12 protein-coding genes are annotated in these 17,754 nt (G+C 70.7%); 10 read left to right on the top strand and 2 right to left on the bottom strand.

Annotated features, from left to right (window positions below; all coding sequences use genetic code 11):
* The first annotated feature begins 163 nt into the window (after window positions 1-163).
* The 9 genes from CP984_RS10350 to CP984_RS10310 all read left to right on the top strand — a co-directional run bounded on the left by CP984_RS10350 (window position 164) and on the right by CP984_RS10310 (window position 15,043).
* Window positions 164-5,674, top strand: coding sequence for a HAMP domain-containing protein (locus CP984_RS10350; RefSeq protein WP_078575683.1), 5,511 nt, complete (start codon window positions 164-166; stop codon window positions 5,672-5,674).
* Between the two features lie 253 nt (window positions 5,675-5,927).
* On the top strand, window positions 5,928-6,590 hold the full coding sequence (locus tag CP984_RS10345) for a response regulator (protein ID WP_003983571.1): 663 nt from the start codon (window positions 5,928-5,930) through the stop codon (window positions 6,588-6,590).
* A gap of 193 nt (window positions 6,591-6,783) precedes the next feature.
* The gene (locus tag CP984_RS10340; RefSeq protein WP_032921359.1) at window positions 6,784-9,591 is read left to right on the top strand and encodes a DNA translocase FtsK; all 2,808 of its coding nucleotides are present in this window, start codon (window positions 6,784-6,786) and stop codon (window positions 9,589-9,591) included.
* A 300-nt stretch (window positions 9,592-9,891) separates the two neighbouring features.
* Window positions 9,892-10,707 carry a helix-turn-helix domain-containing protein gene (locus CP984_RS10335; protein ID WP_003983569.1) on the top strand — a complete coding sequence of 272 codons (816 nt, stop codon included), beginning with the start codon at window positions 9,892-9,894 and terminating at the stop codon, window positions 10,705-10,707.
* Between the two features lie 101 nt (window positions 10,708-10,808).
* Complete coding sequence (rimO, locus tag CP984_RS10330) at window positions 10,809-12,302, top strand: 30S ribosomal protein S12 methylthiotransferase RimO (protein WP_003983568.1); 1,494 nt, start codon at window positions 10,809-10,811, stop codon at window positions 12,300-12,302.
* Window positions 12,299-13,099 carry a CDP-diacylglycerol--glycerol-3-phosphate 3-phosphatidyltransferase gene (pgsA, locus tag CP984_RS10325; protein ID WP_003983567.1) on the top strand — a complete coding sequence of 267 codons (801 nt, stop codon included), beginning with the start codon at window positions 12,299-12,301 and terminating at the stop codon, window positions 13,097-13,099. Before rimO ends, pgsA begins: the two co-directional genes overlap by 4 nt.
* Window positions 13,100-13,192: 93 nt before the next feature.
* Entirely contained in the window at window positions 13,193-13,765 is a 573-nt protein-coding gene (locus CP984_RS10320) for a CinA family protein (protein ID WP_003983566.1), read from the top strand.
* Window positions 13,766-13,874: 109 nt separating this feature from the next.
* Window positions 13,875-14,258: a helix-turn-helix domain-containing protein gene (locus tag CP984_RS10315; RefSeq protein WP_003983565.1), complete on the top strand. Its 384-nt coding sequence runs from the start codon at window positions 13,875-13,877 to the stop codon at window positions 14,256-14,258.
* Window positions 14,259-14,572: 314 nt separating this feature from the next.
* On the top strand, window positions 14,573-15,043 hold the full coding sequence (locus CP984_RS10310) for a Dps family protein (RefSeq protein WP_003983564.1): 471 nt from the start codon (window positions 14,573-14,575) through the stop codon (window positions 15,041-15,043).
* Window positions 15,044-15,084: 41 nt separating this feature from the next.
* Here the strand turns inward: CP984_RS10310 and CP984_RS10305 are convergent, their stop codons facing one another.
* Window positions 15,085-16,257, bottom strand: a complete 1,173-nt coding sequence (locus CP984_RS10305) for a methyltransferase domain-containing protein (RefSeq protein ID WP_100246635.1) — start codon at window positions 16,255-16,257, stop codon at window positions 15,085-15,087.
* Window positions 16,258-16,556: 299 nt separating this feature from the next.
* Between CP984_RS10305 and CP984_RS10300 the strand changes: the two genes are divergently transcribed.
* Window positions 16,557-16,976 (top strand): PPOX class F420-dependent oxidoreductase, encoded by a 420-nt coding sequence (locus CP984_RS10300; RefSeq protein WP_003983562.1) that lies wholly within the window; start codon window positions 16,557-16,559, stop codon window positions 16,974-16,976.
* A gap of 107 nt (window positions 16,977-17,083) precedes the next feature.
* Here the strand turns inward: CP984_RS10300 and CP984_RS10295 are convergent, their stop codons facing one another.
* Window positions 17,084-17,593 (bottom strand): hypothetical protein, encoded by a 510-nt coding sequence (locus CP984_RS10295; RefSeq protein WP_078575682.1) that lies wholly within the window; start codon window positions 17,591-17,593, stop codon window positions 17,084-17,086.
* Window positions 17,594-17,754: the final 161 nt, after the last annotated feature.

Raw genomic sequence — 17,754 nt, 5'->3', positions numbered from 1 at the left:
GCCGCGCGTGCGGATGCCGGTCACGTGTGTTTCCGCCCCGATCGTGCCCGGGACGATATGCGATGCTGCCGAACTGTTATGGCCTGGTTGGGCCATGGTGAAACACTGGGCAAGCTCAAAGAGAAGGCCCGGGTAGAACGGTCGACCCTGCGGGAGGGACACGGTGGAGTCTGGCGCAGCGGCGCGGGGCACGAGCACGCGCGCGAAAGGCGGACGTTCCCGGAGCAACGGGACGACTGAGGTGGATACGGCTGCGCTGAACCGGCTGCTGGCTGCTCTCGTCTCGATGCGCGACGGGAATTTCCGTAAGCGGCTGACGGTCTCCGGCGACGGAGCGATGGCGGAGATCGCCGCTGTTTTCAACGAGGTGGCGGACCGCAATCTGCACCTCACGGGAGAGCTGGCGCGGGTGCGCCGGGTCGTGGGACGTGAGGGAAAACTCACGGAACGCCTGGAGGCCGGCGCCTGCGAGGGCTCCTGGGCCGCGGCCATCGACGCCTCGAACGCCCTGGTCGACGATCTCGTACGGCCGGTGTCCGAGGTGGGCCGGGTGCTCTCCGCGGTGTCCGAGGGCGACCTGGAACAGCGGATGGACCTGCGCTCGCGCGGTTCGGACGACAGTTCGGCGCATCCGCTGCGCGGTGAGTTCCTGAAGGTGGGCCGTACGGTCAACGGCCTGGTGGACCAGCTGTCGGCCTTCACCGACGAGGTGACGCGGGTCGCCAGCGAGGTCGGTACGGAGGGCAAGCTCGGCGGGCAGGCGCGGGTGCGCGGCATGTCCGGGTCCTGGAAGGACCTGACCGAGTCGGTCAACACGATGGCGTCCCGGCTGACCGCGCAGGTACGTGACATCGCTCTCGTCACCACCGCCGTCGCCAAGGGCGATCTGTCACGCAAGGTGACCGTCCATGTCGCCGGCGAGATGCTGGAGCTGAAGAACACCGTCAACACGATGGTGGACCAGCTCTCGTCGTTCGCCTCCGAGGTGACGCGCGTCGCCCGCGAGGTCGGTACGGAAGGCGAGCTGGGCGGCCAGGCGCAGGTGCCGGGCGTCGCGGGCGTCTGGAAGGACCTCACCGACTCCGTCAACCTGATGGCCGGGAATCTCACGGCGCAGGTGCGCGGAATCGCCCAGGTGACCACGGCGGTGGCCAACGGCGATCTGTCCCAGAAGGTGACGGTCAGCGCGCGCGGCGAGGTCGCGCAGCTCGCCGACACGATCAACACGATGACCGAGACGCTGCGTACCTTCGCGGACGAGGTCACCCGGGTCGCCAACGAGGTCGGCGCCGAGGGCCAGCTCGGCGGGCAGGCCCAGGTGCCGGGCGCGGCGGGCACCTGGAAGGACCTCACCGACTCGGTGAACAACGCCTTCCGCAACCTGACCGGGCAGGTCCGCGACATCGCCCAGGTGACGACGGCGGTGGCCAACGGTGACCTGTCGCAGAAGGTCACGGTCGACGTCGCGGGCGAGATGCTCGAACTGAAGAACACCGTGAACACGATGGTGGACCAGCTGTCGTCGTTCGGCGCCGAGGTGACGCGCGTCGCGCGGGAGATCGGCGTCGAGGGTGAGCTGGGCGGCCAGGCGGCGGTTCCGGGCGCTGCCGGTACGTGGAAGGACCTGACCGACTCCGTCAACACGGCCTTCCGCAACCTGACCGGACAGGTGCGCAACATCGCGCAGGTGACGACGGCGGTGGCCAACGGTGACCTGTCGCAGAAGGTCACGGTCGACGTCTCCGGCGAGATGCTCCAGCTGAAGAACACCGTGAACACGATGGTCGACCAGCTGTCCTCGTTCGCGGACCAGGTCACCCGGATGGCGCGGGACGTGGGCACGGAGGGCCGGCTCGGCGGTCAGGCCCGGGTGGACGGCGTCAGCGGTACGTGGAAGGAACTGACCGACTCCGTCAACTTCATGGCGGGCAACCTCACGTCCCAGGTGCGGCAGATCGCCCAGGTGACGACGGCGGTGGCGCGCGGCGACCTGTCGCAGAAGATCGACGTGGACGCGCGGGGCGAGATCCTGGAGCTGAAGAACACCATCAACACGATGGTCGACCAGCTCTCGGCCTTCGCGGAGCAGGTCACCCGGGTGGCCCGCGAGGTGGGTACGGACGGCAGGCTCGGCGGCCAGGCCCAGGTGCCGGGCGTCGCGGGCGTCTGGCGCGACCTGACCGACTCGGTGAACGGCATGGCCGGCAACCTGACCGCGCAGGTCCGCAACATCGCGCAGGTCGCGACGGCGGTCGCGCGCGGCGACCTGTCGCAGAAGATCGACGTGGATGCCCGGGGCGAGATCCTGGAGCTGAAGAACACCCTGAACACCATGGTGGACCAGCTCTCGAACTTCGCCGAGCAGGTCACCCGGGTGGCGCGCGAGGTGGGCACCGAGGGCATCCTCGGGGGCCAGGCCGAGGTCCAGGGCGTCAGCGGTACATGGAAGGACCTCACCCAGTCCGTCAACTTCATGGCGAACAACCTCACCTCTCAGGTGCGCAGCATCGGCGAGGTGACCACCGCGGTCGCGCGCGGCGACCTCTCGAAGAAGATCACCGTCGACGCCAAGGGCGAGATCCTCGAACTGGTCACGACCGTGAACACGATGGTCGACCAGCTGTCGCTGTTCGCCGAGCAGGTGACGCGCGTCGCCCGTGAGGTCGGTACGGAAGGCCAGCTGGGCGGCCAGGCCCGGGTCCCGGGCGTCACCGGCATCTGGAAGGACCTCAGCGACAACGTCAACCTGATGGCCAACAACCTGACCATCCAGGTGCGCAACATCTCCCAGGTCTCGGCGGCGGTCGCCAACGGCGACCTGACCAAGAAGGTCACGGTCGAGGCGCGCGGCGAGGTCGCGCAGCTCGCCGACACCGTCAACACGATGGTCACGACCCTGTCGTCGTTCGCCGACGAGGTCACCCGGGTGGCCCGTGAGGTGGGCACCGACGGCATCCTGGGCGGCCAGGCCCGCGTACCCGGCGTCGCCGGTACGTGGAAGGACCTCACCGAGTCCGTGAACTCGATGGCCAACAACCTGACCGGCCAGGTCCGCAACATCGCCATGGTCACCACCGCCATCGCCAAGGGTGACCTCACCAAGAAGATCGACATCGACGCGCGGGGCGAGATCCTGGCCCTGAAGACGACCATCAACACGATGGTCGACCAGCTCTCCTCCTTCGCCGAGCAGGTCACCAGGGTGGCCCGTGAGGTGGGTACGGACGGCCAGCTCGGCGGCCAGGCGCAGGTGCGCGGCGTGGCCGGCACCTGGAAGGACCTGACGGAGTCGGTGAACGAGATGGCGGGCAACCTGACCCGCCAGGTGCGGGCGATCGCCGCCGTCGCCGCCGCGGTGACCCTCGGCGACCACAACGTGCGGATCGACGTGGACGCGGCGGGCGAGATCCTGGAGCTCCAGGACAACGTCAACACGATGATCGCCACGCTCCGCGAAACCACCCTCGCCAACGAGGAGCAGGACTGGCTCAAGGGCAACCTGGCCCGTATCTCCGGCCTGATGCAGGGGCGCCGCGACCTGAAGGACGTGGCCACGCTCATCATGAGCGAGCTGTCCCCGGCGGTCTCGGCCCAGCACGGCGCGTTCTTCCTCGCCGCGTCCCCCGGCGACGGCCGGGAGATCGGGGCGGACGGCGGCGAGCCGGGCGCCTACGAGCTGCGGCTGATGGGCTCGTACGGCTACTCCATGGGCGCCATGCCGACGACGTTCCGGCCGGGGGAGACCCTGATCGGCACGGCGGCGGCCGAGAAGCGCACGATCCTGGTGGAGAACGTGCCCTCCGGCTATCTGAAGATCGCCTCCGGGCTCGGCGAGGCCCCGCCGGCCAATGTGATCGTGCTGCCGGTGCTCTTCGAGGACAAGGTGCTCGGCGTGATCGAGCTGGCCTCCTTCCAGCCGTTCACCCAGATCCAGAAGGACTTCCTCAGCCAGATCGCGGAGATGATCGCGACCAGCGTCAACACCATCTCCGTCAACACCAAGACCGAGATGCTGCTCAAGCAGTCGCAGGAGCTGACCGAGCAACTCAAGGAGCGCTCGGGCGAATTGGAGAGCCGCCAGAAGGCGCTGGAGCTGTCCAACTCCGAGCTGGAGGAGAAGGCCGAGCAACTGCGCGCGCAGAACCGCGACATCGAGGTGAAGAACACCGAGATCGAGGAGGCGCGGCAGGTCCTGGAGGAGCGCGCCGAACAGCTGGCCGTCTCGATGCGCTACAAGTCGGAATTCCTGGCGAACATGTCGCACGAGCTGCGCACCCCGCTCAACTCGCTGCTGATCCTCGCCAAGTTGCTCGCCGACAACGCCGAGGGCAACCTCTCCCCGAAGCAGGTCGAGTTCGCCGAGACCATCCACGGCGCCGGTTCCGACCTGCTCCAGCTGATCAACGACATCCTGGACCTGTCGAAGGTCGAGGCCGGCAAGATGGACGTCAGCCCGACGCGTATCGCGCTGGTCCAGCTCGTCGACTACGTGGAGGCCACCTTCCGGCCGCTGACCGCGGAGAAGGGCCTGGACTTCTCCGTACGGGTCTCCCCCGAGCTGCCCGCCACGCTGCACACCGACGAGCAGCGGCTGCTCCAGGTGCTGCGCAATCTGCTGGCCAACGCGGTGAAGTTCACCGACAGCGGCGCCGTGGAGCTGGTCATCCGGCCGGCCGGCGACGACGTGCCGACGGACATCCGCGAACATCTGCTGGAGCACGGCGCGCTGCGCGAGGCGGACGCCGGCATGATCGCGTTCTCGGTGACCGACACCGGCATCGGCATCGCCTCCAGCAAGATGCGGGTGATCTTCGAGGCGTTCAAGCAGGCGGACGGCACGACCAGCCGCAAGTACGGCGGCACCGGCCTCGGCCTGTCCATCAGCCGGGAGATCGCGCGGCTGCTCGGCGGCGAGATCCACGCCGCCAGTGAGCCGGGCCGCGGCTCCACCTTCACGCTCTACCTGCCGCACAACCCCGGCGGGCTGCCGCCGCAGGGGTACCCGCAGCTGGTCGCGGGCGGGCTCGCGATGGACGCCGAGGCGCGGGACGCGGAGCTCGGCCGGGACGCCGCCGAGGAGGCCGCGCAGACGGGCGTCGCGCCCTCCCGGGGCAGCGGACCGGAGCCCCGGCGGCGCCGGCGCCCGGCGGCCGGTGCGGGGCCGCGGCCGGAGCTGCCGTCCGCGCCCACGCCGCCGGCGGCACCGCAGCCGGTCGAGGAGTCCCCGCAGACGCCCGCCGAGGAGCCCTGGATCGGCAACGGCCAGGACCTGGTGTCGTCCGGCTTCGACGGCGGCTTCCACGGCGAGAAGGTGCTGATCGTCGACGACGACATCCGCAACGTCTTCGCGCTCACCAGCGTGCTGGAGCAGAACGGCCTGTCCGTGCTGTACGCGGAGAACGGGCGGGAGGGCATCGAGGTCCTGGAGCAGCACGACGACGTGGTGCTGGTCCTGATGGACATCATGATGCCGGAGATGGACGGCTACGCGACCACGGCCGCCATCCGGCGCATGCCGCAGTTCGCCGGGCTGCCGATCATCGCGCTGACCGCGAAGGCGATGAAGGGCGACCGGGAGAAGAGCATCGAGTCCGGCGCGTCCGACTACGTGACCAAGCCGGTGGACACCGACCACCTGCTGACGGTGATGGAGCAATGGATGCGCACGCGGTGACACGTTCGTCAAATGAGACTCGTAAGGTTCCCCGCATGTTGACTCAGTGTGGCCGACCACGTGTGGGAGAGCGGTATTCGGGGAACCTTCTGGTCTCTCACTGCGTTTGTGCTACGTGCACAGTGACATCGCGGTGACAGGGTGTGGCGACAGGCGGGGTGCGGCTACGATGACCGGCACAAGGACGGGCGGCATGACAGAGCCGTCCCCTGGGGCGGCGTCCGGTTCATTGCCGGGGCGAGGAGGACGGGCCATGGTGCAGAAGGCCAAGATCCTCCTGGTCGATGACCGGCCGGAGAATCTGCTGGCGCTGGAGGCGATCCTCTCCGCGCTCGATCAGACACTGGTGCGGGCATCGTCCGGGGAGGAAGCGCTCAAGGCACTGCTCACCGACGATTTCGCGGTGATTCTGCTCGATGTGCAGATGCCGGGGATGGACGGGTTCGAGACGGCCGCGCACATCAAGCGGCGCGAGCGTACCCGCGACATCCCGATCATCTTCCTCACCGCCATCAACCACGGCCCGCACCACACCTTCCGTGGTTACGCGGCGGGCGCGGTCGACTACATCTCCAAGCCGTTCGACCCGTGGGTGCTGCGCGCCAAGGTCTCGGTCTTCGTCGAGCTGTACATGAAGAACTGTCAACTGCGGGAGCAGGCGACGCTGCTGCGGCTCCAGCTGGAGAGCGGCCGGGCGGCCGCTGACGAGTCGGCCAAGGAGCCGGCGGGACTGCTCGCCGAACTCTCCGCCCGGCTCGCGGCCGTGGAGGAGCAGGCCGAGGCGCTGTCCAAGCAGCTCGACGAGTCGGCGGACGCGGCGGCCATCGCGACCGCGGCGCATCTGGAGCGCAAGCTCACCGGACTGCGGCGGGCGCTGGACGCCTTGGAGCCCGGCACGGGCAACGGAGCCGCCTGAGCGGCGCCCTGCGGCGCCGCTGACGGCCCGCGGGCTCCCGGGCCGCGGTGGAGCCTGACGCGCCATCACCAGCCCTGTGTACGGCCCGCTTCGCCGTTCACCGGCGCGAAGTGCCCGGCCCCGGGCCACGACACGAATGGGTGAAGGCCCGAGCGCTCGTGTCACTGTGGCCCTCGCCTGTAATCTCGTCACCATGGCCTCACGTACGTCCGGCAAGGGTTCCCAGAGCACGGCGGGCCCCTCGAAGCAGCGCGCCGGACAGCCCGGAGGCGCCGCCAAGAAGGCCGCCGCGAAGAAAGCACCGGTGAAGAAGGCGCCGGCTCCGGCCAAGAGGGCGCCCGCCAAGAAGACCGCTCCGGCCAAGCGCGCGCCGGCGAAGAAGGCCGCCGCCAAGAAGGCGCCGCCCAAGCCGGCCCCGTCGCCCACCGGCGGCGTCTACCGCCTGGCGCGGGCCTGCTGGCTCGGGCTGGCGCACGCCGTCGGCGCGCTGTTCCGCGGCGTCGGGCGTGGCGCGAAGAACCTCGACCCCGCGCACCGCAAGGACGGGCTGTCACTGCTGCTCCTCGCGCTCGCGCTGGTCATCGCGGCCGGCACCTGGTCCAACCTCGACGGCCCGGTCGGCGACCTCGTCCAGCTGCTGATCACCGGCGCCTTCGGCCGCCTCGACCTGGTCGTGCCGATCCTGCTCGGCGGCATCGCGCTGCGCCTGATCCGGCACCCGGAGAAGCCGGAGGCCAACGGACGCATCGTGATCGGCCTGTCCGCGCTGGTCATCGGCATCCTCGGACAGGTCGCCATGGCCTGCGGATCACCCGGCCGGGGCGACGGCATAGCGGCCATACAGGACGCCGGCGGCTATGTGGGCTGGGTCGCGTCCAAACCGCTGATCTTCACCGTCGGCCAGACCCTGGCGGTGGCGCTGCTGGTGCTGCTCACCGTCTTCGGACTGCTGGTCGTCACCGCCACGCCCGTCAACGCCATCCCGCAGCGCCTGCGCCAGCTCGGCGCCCGGCTGGGCCTGGTCGAGGTGTACGAGCCCGAGCCGGTCGCCGAGGAGCCGTACGCCGACGACTGGCGCGAGCAGCCGCGGCGCGGCGCCCGGCGCGCGGCGCCCGAGCCGGACCTCGCCGACGACCCGGACGCCATAGAGGAGGCGGCACTGGCCAAGCGCCGCCGCAGCCGCCGTACGCCGCTCCAGCCCGCCGACCGGCCCATGGACGCCGTGGACGTGGCCGCCGCTGCCGCCGCCTCGCTGGACGGCGCCGTGCTGCACGGCGTGCAGCCCTCGCCCCTGGTCGCCGACCTCAGCAGCGGCATCTCCGGCGAGCGCGACGAGGCGCAGGACACGTCCGGGCGGCCGTCCGACAGCGGCTCGGTGCCGCCCGCCCGCGGCGCCGGACAGAGCGGCGCCGGACAGAGCGGTGCGGAACGGTCCTCCTCGGGGCCGGTGCCGGACTTCACGAAGGCCGCCCCGGAACCGTCCGGCGAGCTGCCCGCACGGGCCGAGCAGCTGCTGCTGTCCAACGACATCACCTACTCCCTGCCGTCGCTCGACCTGCTCACCCGCGGCGGCCCCGGCAAGACCCGCAGCGCCGCCAACGACGCCGTCGTGGAGTCGCTGACCACCGTCTTCCAGGAGTTCAAGGTCGACGCGGCGGTCACCGGCTTCACCCGCGGCCCGACGGTCACCCGGTACGAGATCGAGCTGGGCCCCGCGGTCAAGGTCGAGAAGATCACCGCGCTGGCCAAGAACATTGCGTACGCCGTCGCCAGCCCGGACGTGCGCATCATCAGCCCGATCCCCGGCAAGTCCGCGGTCGGCATCGAGATCCCCAACAGCGACCGGGAGATGGTCAACCTCGGCGACGTGCTGCGCTCGGCCGAGTCGGTGGGCGAGGACCACCCGCTGCTGGTCGGCCTCGGCAAGGACGTCGAGGGCGGGTACGTCTCCGCCAACCTGGCGCGGATGCCGCACATCCTCGTCGCGGGCGCCACCGGCTCCGGCAAGTCGTCCTGCATCAACTGCCTGATCACCTCGGTGATGGCGCGCGCCACCCCCGACGAGGTGCGGATGGTGCTGGTGGACCCCAAGCGCGTGGAGCTGACCGCGTACGAGGGCATCCCGCACCTGATCACCCCGATCATCACCAACCCCAAGAAGGCCGCCGAGGCCCTTCAGTGGGTCGTGCGCGAGATGGACCTGCGCTACGACGACCTGGCGGCGTACGGCTACCGCCACATCGACGACTTCAACGCCGCCGTGCGCAGCGGCAAGCTCAAGCCGCCGGAGGGCAGCGAGCGCGAGCTGTCGCCGTATCCGTACCTGCTCGTGATCGTGGACGAGCTGGCGGACCTGATGATGGTCGCGCCGCGGGACGTGGAGGACTCCATCGTCCGCATCACCCAGCTCGCCCGCGCCGCCGGCATCCACCTGGTGCTCGCCACCCAGCGTCCGTCGGTGGACGTGGTCACCGGCCTGATCAAGGCCAATGTGCCGTCCCGGCTGGCGTTCGCGACCTCCTCGCTGGCCGACAGCCGGGTCATCCTCGACCAGCCCGGCGCGGAGAAGCTGATCGGCAAGGGCGACAGCCTGTTCCTGCCGATGGGCGCGACCAAGCCGGTGCGCATGCAGGGCGCGTTCGTCCAGGAGGACGAGGTCCAGCAGGTCGTCCAGCACTGCAAGGACCAGATGGCGCCGGTCTTCCGGGACGACGTGACGGTCGGCACGGCCAAGAAGAAGGAGATCGACGAGGACATCGGCGACGACCTGGACCTGCTGTGCCAGGCCGCGGAGCTGGTGGTCTCCACCCAGTTCGGGTCCACGTCCATGCTCCAGCGCAAGCTGCGCGTCGGCTTCGCCAAGGCCGGGCGGCTGATGGACCTGATGGAGTCGCGCAACATCGTCGGGCCGAGCGAGGGGTCCAAGGCGCGCGACGTCCTGGTGAAGCCGGACGAACTGGAAGGCGTACTGGCCGTGATCCGGGGGGAGACGCCTTCGTAGAAGCCGCCGGGCCGACGGCGGGTGGCGACGGCGGAAGTCCGGGGGCCACGCTCCCGGACCACTCGTACGAGGGATTCGGTTCACTCGCCGGAGATCGTAAGCAACCGTTTCTCCCGTCGCTACGTCAAGTTGAGGGAGGTGGTGGGAGGATGCTGCACCATCGGGACCCGGACCGGGCGTCCGGCGGCCTCACGTGGCCTTCTGATGGCGTACAAAGTCCGCTCTTCCGCTTGCCCGACCCTTTCGGTACACCCCTAGACTGAACCTCCAGCAGGTGGCTCACGCTCGAAAGGCGCCCCCGTGTCCATCGGCAACTCCCCCGAAGACGACCGGCCCTCCATCGGCCGCGCCCTCCAGCAGGCCCGTATCGGCGCAGGACTGACCGTCGACGAGGTCAGCGCCACGACGCGGGTGCGTGTGCCCATCGTCAACGGCATCGAGCAGGACGACTTCTCGCGCTGCGGCGGCGACGTCTACGCACGGGGGCATATCCGCACGCTCGCCCGCGCCGTCGGCCTCGACCCGGAACCGTTGATCGCCCGGTTCGACGGGGACCGCGGCGGCCGGCCCGAGCCGACGCCCGCCGCGCCGCTCTTCGAGGCCGAGCGCATCCGGCCCGAGCGGGGCCGCCCGAACTGGACCGCCGCGATGGTCGCGGCCATCGTCGCGGTCGTCGGATTCGTGGGCTTCACCCTCTTCAGCGGCGGCGGCAAGGGCAGCGCGGTCGCCGAGGGCGACAACACCGCGGCGCCGGTGCAGCCGACCAAGCCCGCCGCCGGCAAGTCCGGCAAGAAGCCCAAGCCGACCACCGTGCCCGGTCCGGGCGCCTCGGAGAGCGCCGTCGCGGGCGTGCCGAAGGACCGGGTCACCGTCAAGATCACCGCGAAGGACGGGCAGAGCTGGATCTCCGCCAAGGACGCCAACGGCCGCCTGCTGGAAGACGGCCTGCTCAAGAAGGGCGAGTCCAAGACCTTCACGGACAAGAAGCGCATCGACCTGGTCGTCGGCAACGCCGGAGTCGTACAGCTGTTCGTCAACGGCAAGGAGATCGAGAAGGTCGGCGACAAGGGAGCGGTCGAGCGGCTGAGCTACTCGGCGGGGCCGCAGGCGGGCTGAGCAGGGCTCTCACCGGGCCGGACGGCCCGGCCCCGGGTGGCGGACGGAGCGGGGCAACCCTGGCAGCGATAGGGGCTGCCGGGACAAAGTAGGCTGACTCCATGCCCGAACGCCGTACCGTCGCCCTTGTCACTCTTGGCTGCGCCCGTAACGAGGTGGACTCGGAGGAGCTCGCAGGCCGCCTGGCAGCGGACGGCTGGGAGCTCGTCGAGGAAGCCGCCGATGCCGATGTCGCCGTCGTCAACACCTGCGGATTCGTCGAGGCCGCCAAGAAGGACTCCGTCGATGCCCTGCTGGAGGCCAACGATCTGAAGGACCACGGCCGCACCCAGGCCGTGGTGGCCGTCGGCTGCATGGCCGAGCGGTACGGCAAGGAGCTGGCCGAGGCCCTGCCGGAGGCCGACGGCGTGCTCGGCTTCGACGATTACACCGACATCTCCGACCGGCTGCGAACGATCCTGAGCGGCGGCAGCGTCGAGGCCCACGCCCCGCGCGACCGCCGCAAGCTGCTGCCGATCAGCCCGGCCGAGCGGCAGGACGCCGCCGGTGTGGCGCTGCCCGGCCACGGCGACACCGCGCCGGCCCCGGCCCCCGCTGACCTGCCCGAGGGCGTGGCGCCCGCCTCCGGCCCCCGTGCGCCGCTCCGGCGCCGCCTGGGCACCAGCCCCGTGGCCTCCGTGAAGCTGGCCTCCGGCTGCGACCGCCGCTGCTCCTTCTGCGCCATCCCGTCCTTCCGCGGCTCCTTCATCTCGCGCCGCCCCTCCGACGTGCTCGGCGAGACGCGCTGGCTGGCGGAGCAGGGTGTGAAGGAGATCATGCTGGTCTCCGAGAACAACACCTCCTACGGCAAGGACCTGGGCGACATCCGCCTGCTGGAGACGCTGCTGCCGGAGCTGGCGGCCGTCGACGGCCTGGAGCGGATCCGGGTCAGCTACCTCCAGCCCGCCGAGATGCGGCCGGGCCTGATCGACGTGCTGACGCAGACCGAGAAGGTCGCCCCGTACTTCGATCTGTCCTTCCAGCACTCGGCCCCGGACGTGCTGCGCGCCATGCGGCGCTTCGGCGACACCGACCGATTCCTCGGCCTGCTGGAGCAGATCCGTGCGAAGGCCCCGCAGGCCGGCGCCCGCTCGAACTTCATCGTCGGCTTCCCCGGCGAGACCGAGGAGGACGTGGCCGAGCTGGAGCGCTTCCTGACCGGGGCGCGACTGGACGCGATCGGTGTGTTCGGTTACTCGGACGAGGACGGCACCGAGGCGGCCACGTACGACGGCAAGGTGGACCCGGACGAGGTCGCCGAGCGCCTCGCGCACATCTCGCGGCTGGCCGAGGAGCTGACCGCGCAGCGCGCCGAGGAGCGGCTCGGGGAGACCCTGACCGTCCTGGTGGACAGCGTCGACGAGGAGGACGGCATCGTGGGGCGGGCCGCGCACCAGGCGCCCGAGACCGACGGTGTGACCCTGCTGCGGACCTCACTCGACCTTGCGCCGGGTCGTATGGTCGAAGCAAAGGCCGTGGCGAGTGAAGGCGTCGACCTGGTGGCCGAGGTGCTGTCGGTGGACGGCGTGCCGTGTACTGAGGAGGCGGGCAGATGAGCGGAGTCCCGGCTTCCGCGGCCGGTGGGCACCACCGCCCGGCGCCGGCCGTCCGGACGGCCGGGCTGTGGAACATCGCCAACGTCCTGACCATGGTGCGGCTGGTCCTCATACCGGCCTTCGTGCTGCTGCTGATGCACGGCGACGGCTACGACCCGGCCTGGCGCTCGTTCGCCTGGGCGGCCTTCGCGATCGCCATGATCACCGACCTGTTCGACGGGCATCTGGCGCGTCAGTACAACCTGGTCACGGACTTCGGGAAGATCGCCGACCCGATCGCGGACAAAGCGATCATGGGAGCGGCGCTGATCTGCCTGTCCGTGCTGGACGACCTCTCGTGGTGGGTGACCGGCGTCATCCTCTTCCGCGAGCTGGGCATCACGCTGATGCGCTTCTGGGTGATCAGACACGGGGTCATCCCCGCCAGCCGCGGCGGCAAGCTCAAGACGCTCGCGCAGGGCACCGCCGTGGGCATGTACGTCCTCGTGCTGTCCGGGCCGCTGGCGACGTTCCGGTGGTGGGTGATGGCGGTGGCCGTGGCGCTGACCGTCGTGACCGGGCTGGACTACGTACGTCAGGCGGTCGTCCTGCGGCGTGCCGGGCTGGCTGAGGCGCGCGCGGTGCAGGCGCAGGAGCGGGCCAGGGCGGCCGCGGAGGCGCACGCGGTACGCGGCGGGGAGCCGGCCGGGAGTACTGCCGAGGTGCGCGGCGGGGAGCCGGCCGGGAGCACGGTGCGGGCCGAGCGGCGGCCCGGGGCCGCGGCGGAGGCCCGGGACGACGGGGACTCCGTACGGTGAGGCCGGTGGCTTCTCGTACGGTGGTGCCCGGCGCGGGCCCGGCGCGCGCGTCGCTGACGGCCCCTGGGGCGACCTTCCGAAGTGGCTGTGGAAATGCCCGCTGATCCCGCGCAGGAGGCGGCCCCCGGGGACTTTCCGGGCGCGGCCGCCGAGGTGACGGCCGTGGCCGCGCGGGCACTCGATGTGCTCGCGGCGCGCGGGGCGAGCCTGGCGGTGGCCGAATCGCTGACGGGCGGCCTGGTAGCCGGGGCCCTCACCGGGGTACCCGGAGCCTCCCGGGTCTTCCGGGGCTCGGTGACCGCGTACGCCACCGCGCTCAAGCGGGACATCCTGGGCGTGGACGGCGCGCTGCTGGACGCCCGCGGGGCCGTGGACGCGGAGGTTGCCCGTCAGATGGCCCGTGGTGTAAGGCGTGTGCTGGGCGCCCACTGGGGTATCGCCACTACAGGGGTTGCCGGCCCCGACCCCCAGGACGGACAGCCCGTGGGCACGGTCTTCGTCGCGGTCGCCGGACCGGGCGGCGCGGGCGGTGTGCGACGGCTCACGCTGGACGGCGATCGGGAGCGGATCCGCCGGGACACCGTGGCGGCGGCACTGGCGCTGCTGGTGAGCGAACTGACAGAGAATGCGGCGGCACAGGATACGGAACAACGGGGGGAATTTTGATGTTTACAGCCCTGAGTGAACACGAACTCGCGCCCCGCACGGCCGAGGCCCGAGGCGGTACGGTGGGGCGAGAAGGATCCGGATCCGAGGTCCGAGGAGGGAGCCAGCGATGATTCTGCTTCGTCGCCTGCTGGGTGACGTGCTGCGCCGACAGCGTCAGCGCCAGGGCCGCACCCTGCGCGAGGTCTCCTCCTCCGCCCGGGTGTCGCTCGGTTACTTGTCCGAGGTCGAGCGGGGACAGAAGGAAGCCTCTTCCGAGCTGCTCTCGGCGATCTGTGACGCGCTGGATGTGCGCATGTCCGAGCTGATGCGCGAGGTCAGCGACGAGCTGGCGCTCGCCGAGCTGGCCCGCTCCGCGGCCGCGAGCGAGCCGGTGCCGGCACCGGTCCGCCCCAAGCTGAACTCGGTGTCCGTGGCCTCGCTGGCCGGTGTCCCCGAGGACCGCGTGACGATCAAGGCCCCCGCGGAGGCGGTCGACGTCGTCGCGGCCTGAGCCGTCACCTCCTCCGGATCCGCCCGGTCACCTCGGGCCACCCGGCCGAGGTGGTCGCCGTACTCCCCCTCTTCAGGCGCCGACCACGCGCCCCACACGACTTCCCTGAGCCCCGTCCGGCAGCCGCCGGGCGGGGCTCAGGGCTTTCCCGGCATCTTCCGGCGGGACGGGCGGGGCCGGCCGGCGGGACTTAGGTCCTCACTTGGGGGTGGCCAGGCATTACCACGGCGCGGCGGGGTACCCGATCAGCACAGACAGGATTAATTAGCTGGACAATGGGCGAAGGGAATAAATCGCCCGCAAAGGAGTCATGGATGTCTGTCGTCAAGAGCACGCTGTCCGACGACGCCCGCAAGGTGGTCGGGGACGCACTGCAGGGAGCCCTCGTCGACCTGGTGGATCTCTCGCTCGTGGCGAAGCAGGTCCACTGGAACATCATCGGCCCGCGTTTCCGGTCCGTACATCTGCAGCTCGACGATGTCGTGGACACGGCGCGCTCGTACGCCGACACCGTTGCCGAGCGCGCCTCGGCGATCGGCGTGTCGCCGGACGGCCGGGCCGAGACGGTCTCGAAGACCAGCGGCATCGACACGGTGCAGGACAGCTGGATCAAGGACGCCGAGGTCGTCCGCGTCATGATCGACGCACTCGGCGCCGTCATCGCCCGGATGCGGCAGCGCATCAAGGAGACGGACGAGCCCGACCCGGTGACCCAGGACATCCTGATCGGCCTGACCGCCGACCTTGAGAAGCACCACTGGATGTTCCAGGCCGAGTCCGCCTGAGCGGTCCCGCCGTACGGCTGAATCAACGCCCCCTGGCGAGGTCAGGGGGCGCTCGGCTGTTCAGGGGGTGATCGGCGGCCCTGGACCTGAACCCGGTGTCCTTCGGCGGTGACGGTGAGGCCGTGGCCGGCGACGCGGGGCTCGCCCGCGCGTACCCACTGCCGGTGGGCCGCGGCCACCTCGTCCCAGAGGCGGCGCGGCCCGTGCTGCCGTACGGGGAAGCGGGCGGTCTGCCGACCGTCGTAGTCCACGGACGCCCACGAGGCCGCGGCGTCGTCGGCCAGCCACAGGCGGGTGTGCGCCTGATCCGTCGCGGTGTCCCAGGAGTGCCACACATCGGGCACCCGAAGTCCGACGGCGAACTGCGCGTCGAGGTCCTCGCCGGCCACGGCCCACGGGGACAGCGCCGTTTCGGACCGGCAGGGCCGCTGCCCGTCGCGCAGGAGGTCGCGGTCGAGGTCGCTCTCCGCCCGCTGACCGCGCATCGTCATGTACGAGCCGTAGCCCGCGAAGCGGCCGTCGGCGGTGCCGTCCGCGCGGCGGGTGAGGACGAGCGTGCCGTACGTGATCCAACTGGTGCTCCACGGCACGATGAGGCGGGCACCGGGCAGCGTCTGCGCGAGCCAGGCCGCGGGCACGGCGCGCACGGAACAGGTGGCGATGATCCGGTCGTACGGGGCCGCAGCGGCGTGCCCCAGCGCTCCGTCGCCAGTGACGACGGTGGGCGTGCGCCCCGCGCCCTTCAGGTTGGCGCGGGCGGTATCGGCGAGCACGGGATCGACCTCGACGCTCACCACGAGACCGTCCCCGAGCCGGTGCGCGAGCAGCGCGGCGTGGTACCCGGTCCCGGTCCCGATCTCCAGCACCCGCTGCCCGTCGGCGATCCCCGCCTCCTCCAGCATGCGCAGCACCGTGCCGGGCGCGGAGGCGGACGAGGTCGGTTCCCGGAACCCGTCGGCGTCCTCCCTGATCTGCGTCACCAGCGGCACGTCGCTGAACGCCGCCTCGCCCCAGCGCTCCGGATCCACGGCGCGGTCGCAGGGCGCGTAGCCCCCGGCGCCGTCCCGGAGCCAGATCCGGTCCGGCAGAAACCGATCGCGGGGCACGGCGCGTACGGCGTCGGCCCAAGGCGGCGCGACGGGGTGACCGAGAGCGGTGGCCACTTGGGAGAGGAGGGTTTCGGGGGAGGGGTGTGGGGCGGGGGGCGTGGTCACTCCTGGCCGGCTTGGGCGCGGATGGCGGGGTCTCGACGCTAGTGGAGCGTGCGGCTCCGGTGCGAGGGCGCATGCCCCGCGCGCCGGGGCGTGTGATCGTTACGGGAGCGGCCGACGTGCGCCGCCACCGCACCGTGCGGAGCGCCCGGGGCCGGGTACCCGGGTGACCGGGGTGCCGCCGTCCGCCCCGTGCGGCAGGCGCGTCGCGATGGCGTGTCTGTGCTCCGGGAAGGCGGGGGCGGACGATCATGTTGGGGGAAACGAACGCCGCATCAGCAACGTATGGAGGAGTGTCCGCTATGTCGAAACCCCCGCTGCCGCGCGAGGCGGTCGCGATGCTGGAGAAGGCCAACCCGTCGGTCATCACGACCCTGCGGTCGGACGGGCAGCCCGTCTCCACGGCGACCTGGTACCTCTGGGACGACGGCCGCGTGCTGGTCAACATGGACGAGGGCCGCAGGCGCCTGCAGCACCTGCGCAACGACCCCCGGGTGACGCTCACCGTCCTCGACGAGGACAACTGGTACACCCACATCAGCATCATCGGCCGCGTCACCGAGTTCCGTGACGACAAGGACCTGTCCGACATCGACCGGCTGGCCCGCCACTACCTCGGCAACCCCTACCCGCAGCGCGACCGCGGCCGGGTCAGCGCCTGGATCGAGATCGACCGCTGGCACGGCTGGGGCAACCACAAGGACAGCAGCCAGGCCGGCTGACCGGTGGCGTACGGCAGAACCGACGTAGGGACGTCCTCTTCCCGGGGTGCCGGGGAGAGGACGTTCGTCGGTTCGGCATTCACCTGTGAACTCGGGAACTCATCCGTTCAGGCCGCGAGTTCGTACGCCTCCAGCCGTTTGATCATACGGCGCACCACCAGCAGCGGAATGACGCCGAAGACACCGAACGACATGTCGATCAGCTGCCAGTAGAAGGGAATTCCGCGTATCGGGCCGCAGATGAGGGCCAGCGGAATGATTCCCGCGCACGCGATCATGCCGAAGTCGATGACCCAGATATTGCGCACCGGGTCCCGGAACGGTCCGTAGAACGCCACCGCGATGACCAGATGCGCGAACGCCAGCCAGTCGGTTCCGTACAGCACGAACGGATACTTCGCGTCGGTGGCCTCCAGCCCCTCCCTGGCCCTGCCGATCCACTCCACCAGCCCCGGCAGCCGGTCGGCGACTGGCGACGCGCCGGACCGCAGCAGTTCATCGGCCCACCGGAGTTCGGTGACGAGCGGAAAAGCCGTCAGTCCGCTCAGCACGAGACCGACGATGAAAACAACCAACCAGATACGAATGCGGCGCCGAAGCGCTTCTCGCCCCTCCATGATCGGGAGCGTACGCCTGTGGGTGGAGCACCTTGGCGCCGGGGTCGGGTTGGTGTCCTGAGGCCGGCTCGGCCGTCATTTGCCGGTGATTCCGCGGTGGTTGACGATTGCGCCGTCGCCGGGAAATGCGCGGGAATTGCGTGCGGCGTACGAAAGGCGCG

Source organism: Streptomyces rimosus, from assembly GCF_008704655.1.
Lineage (GTDB): Bacteria > Actinomycetota > Actinomycetes > Streptomycetales > Streptomycetaceae > Streptomyces > Streptomyces rimosus.
This window is presented reverse-complemented; position numbering and strand designations above follow the sequence as displayed.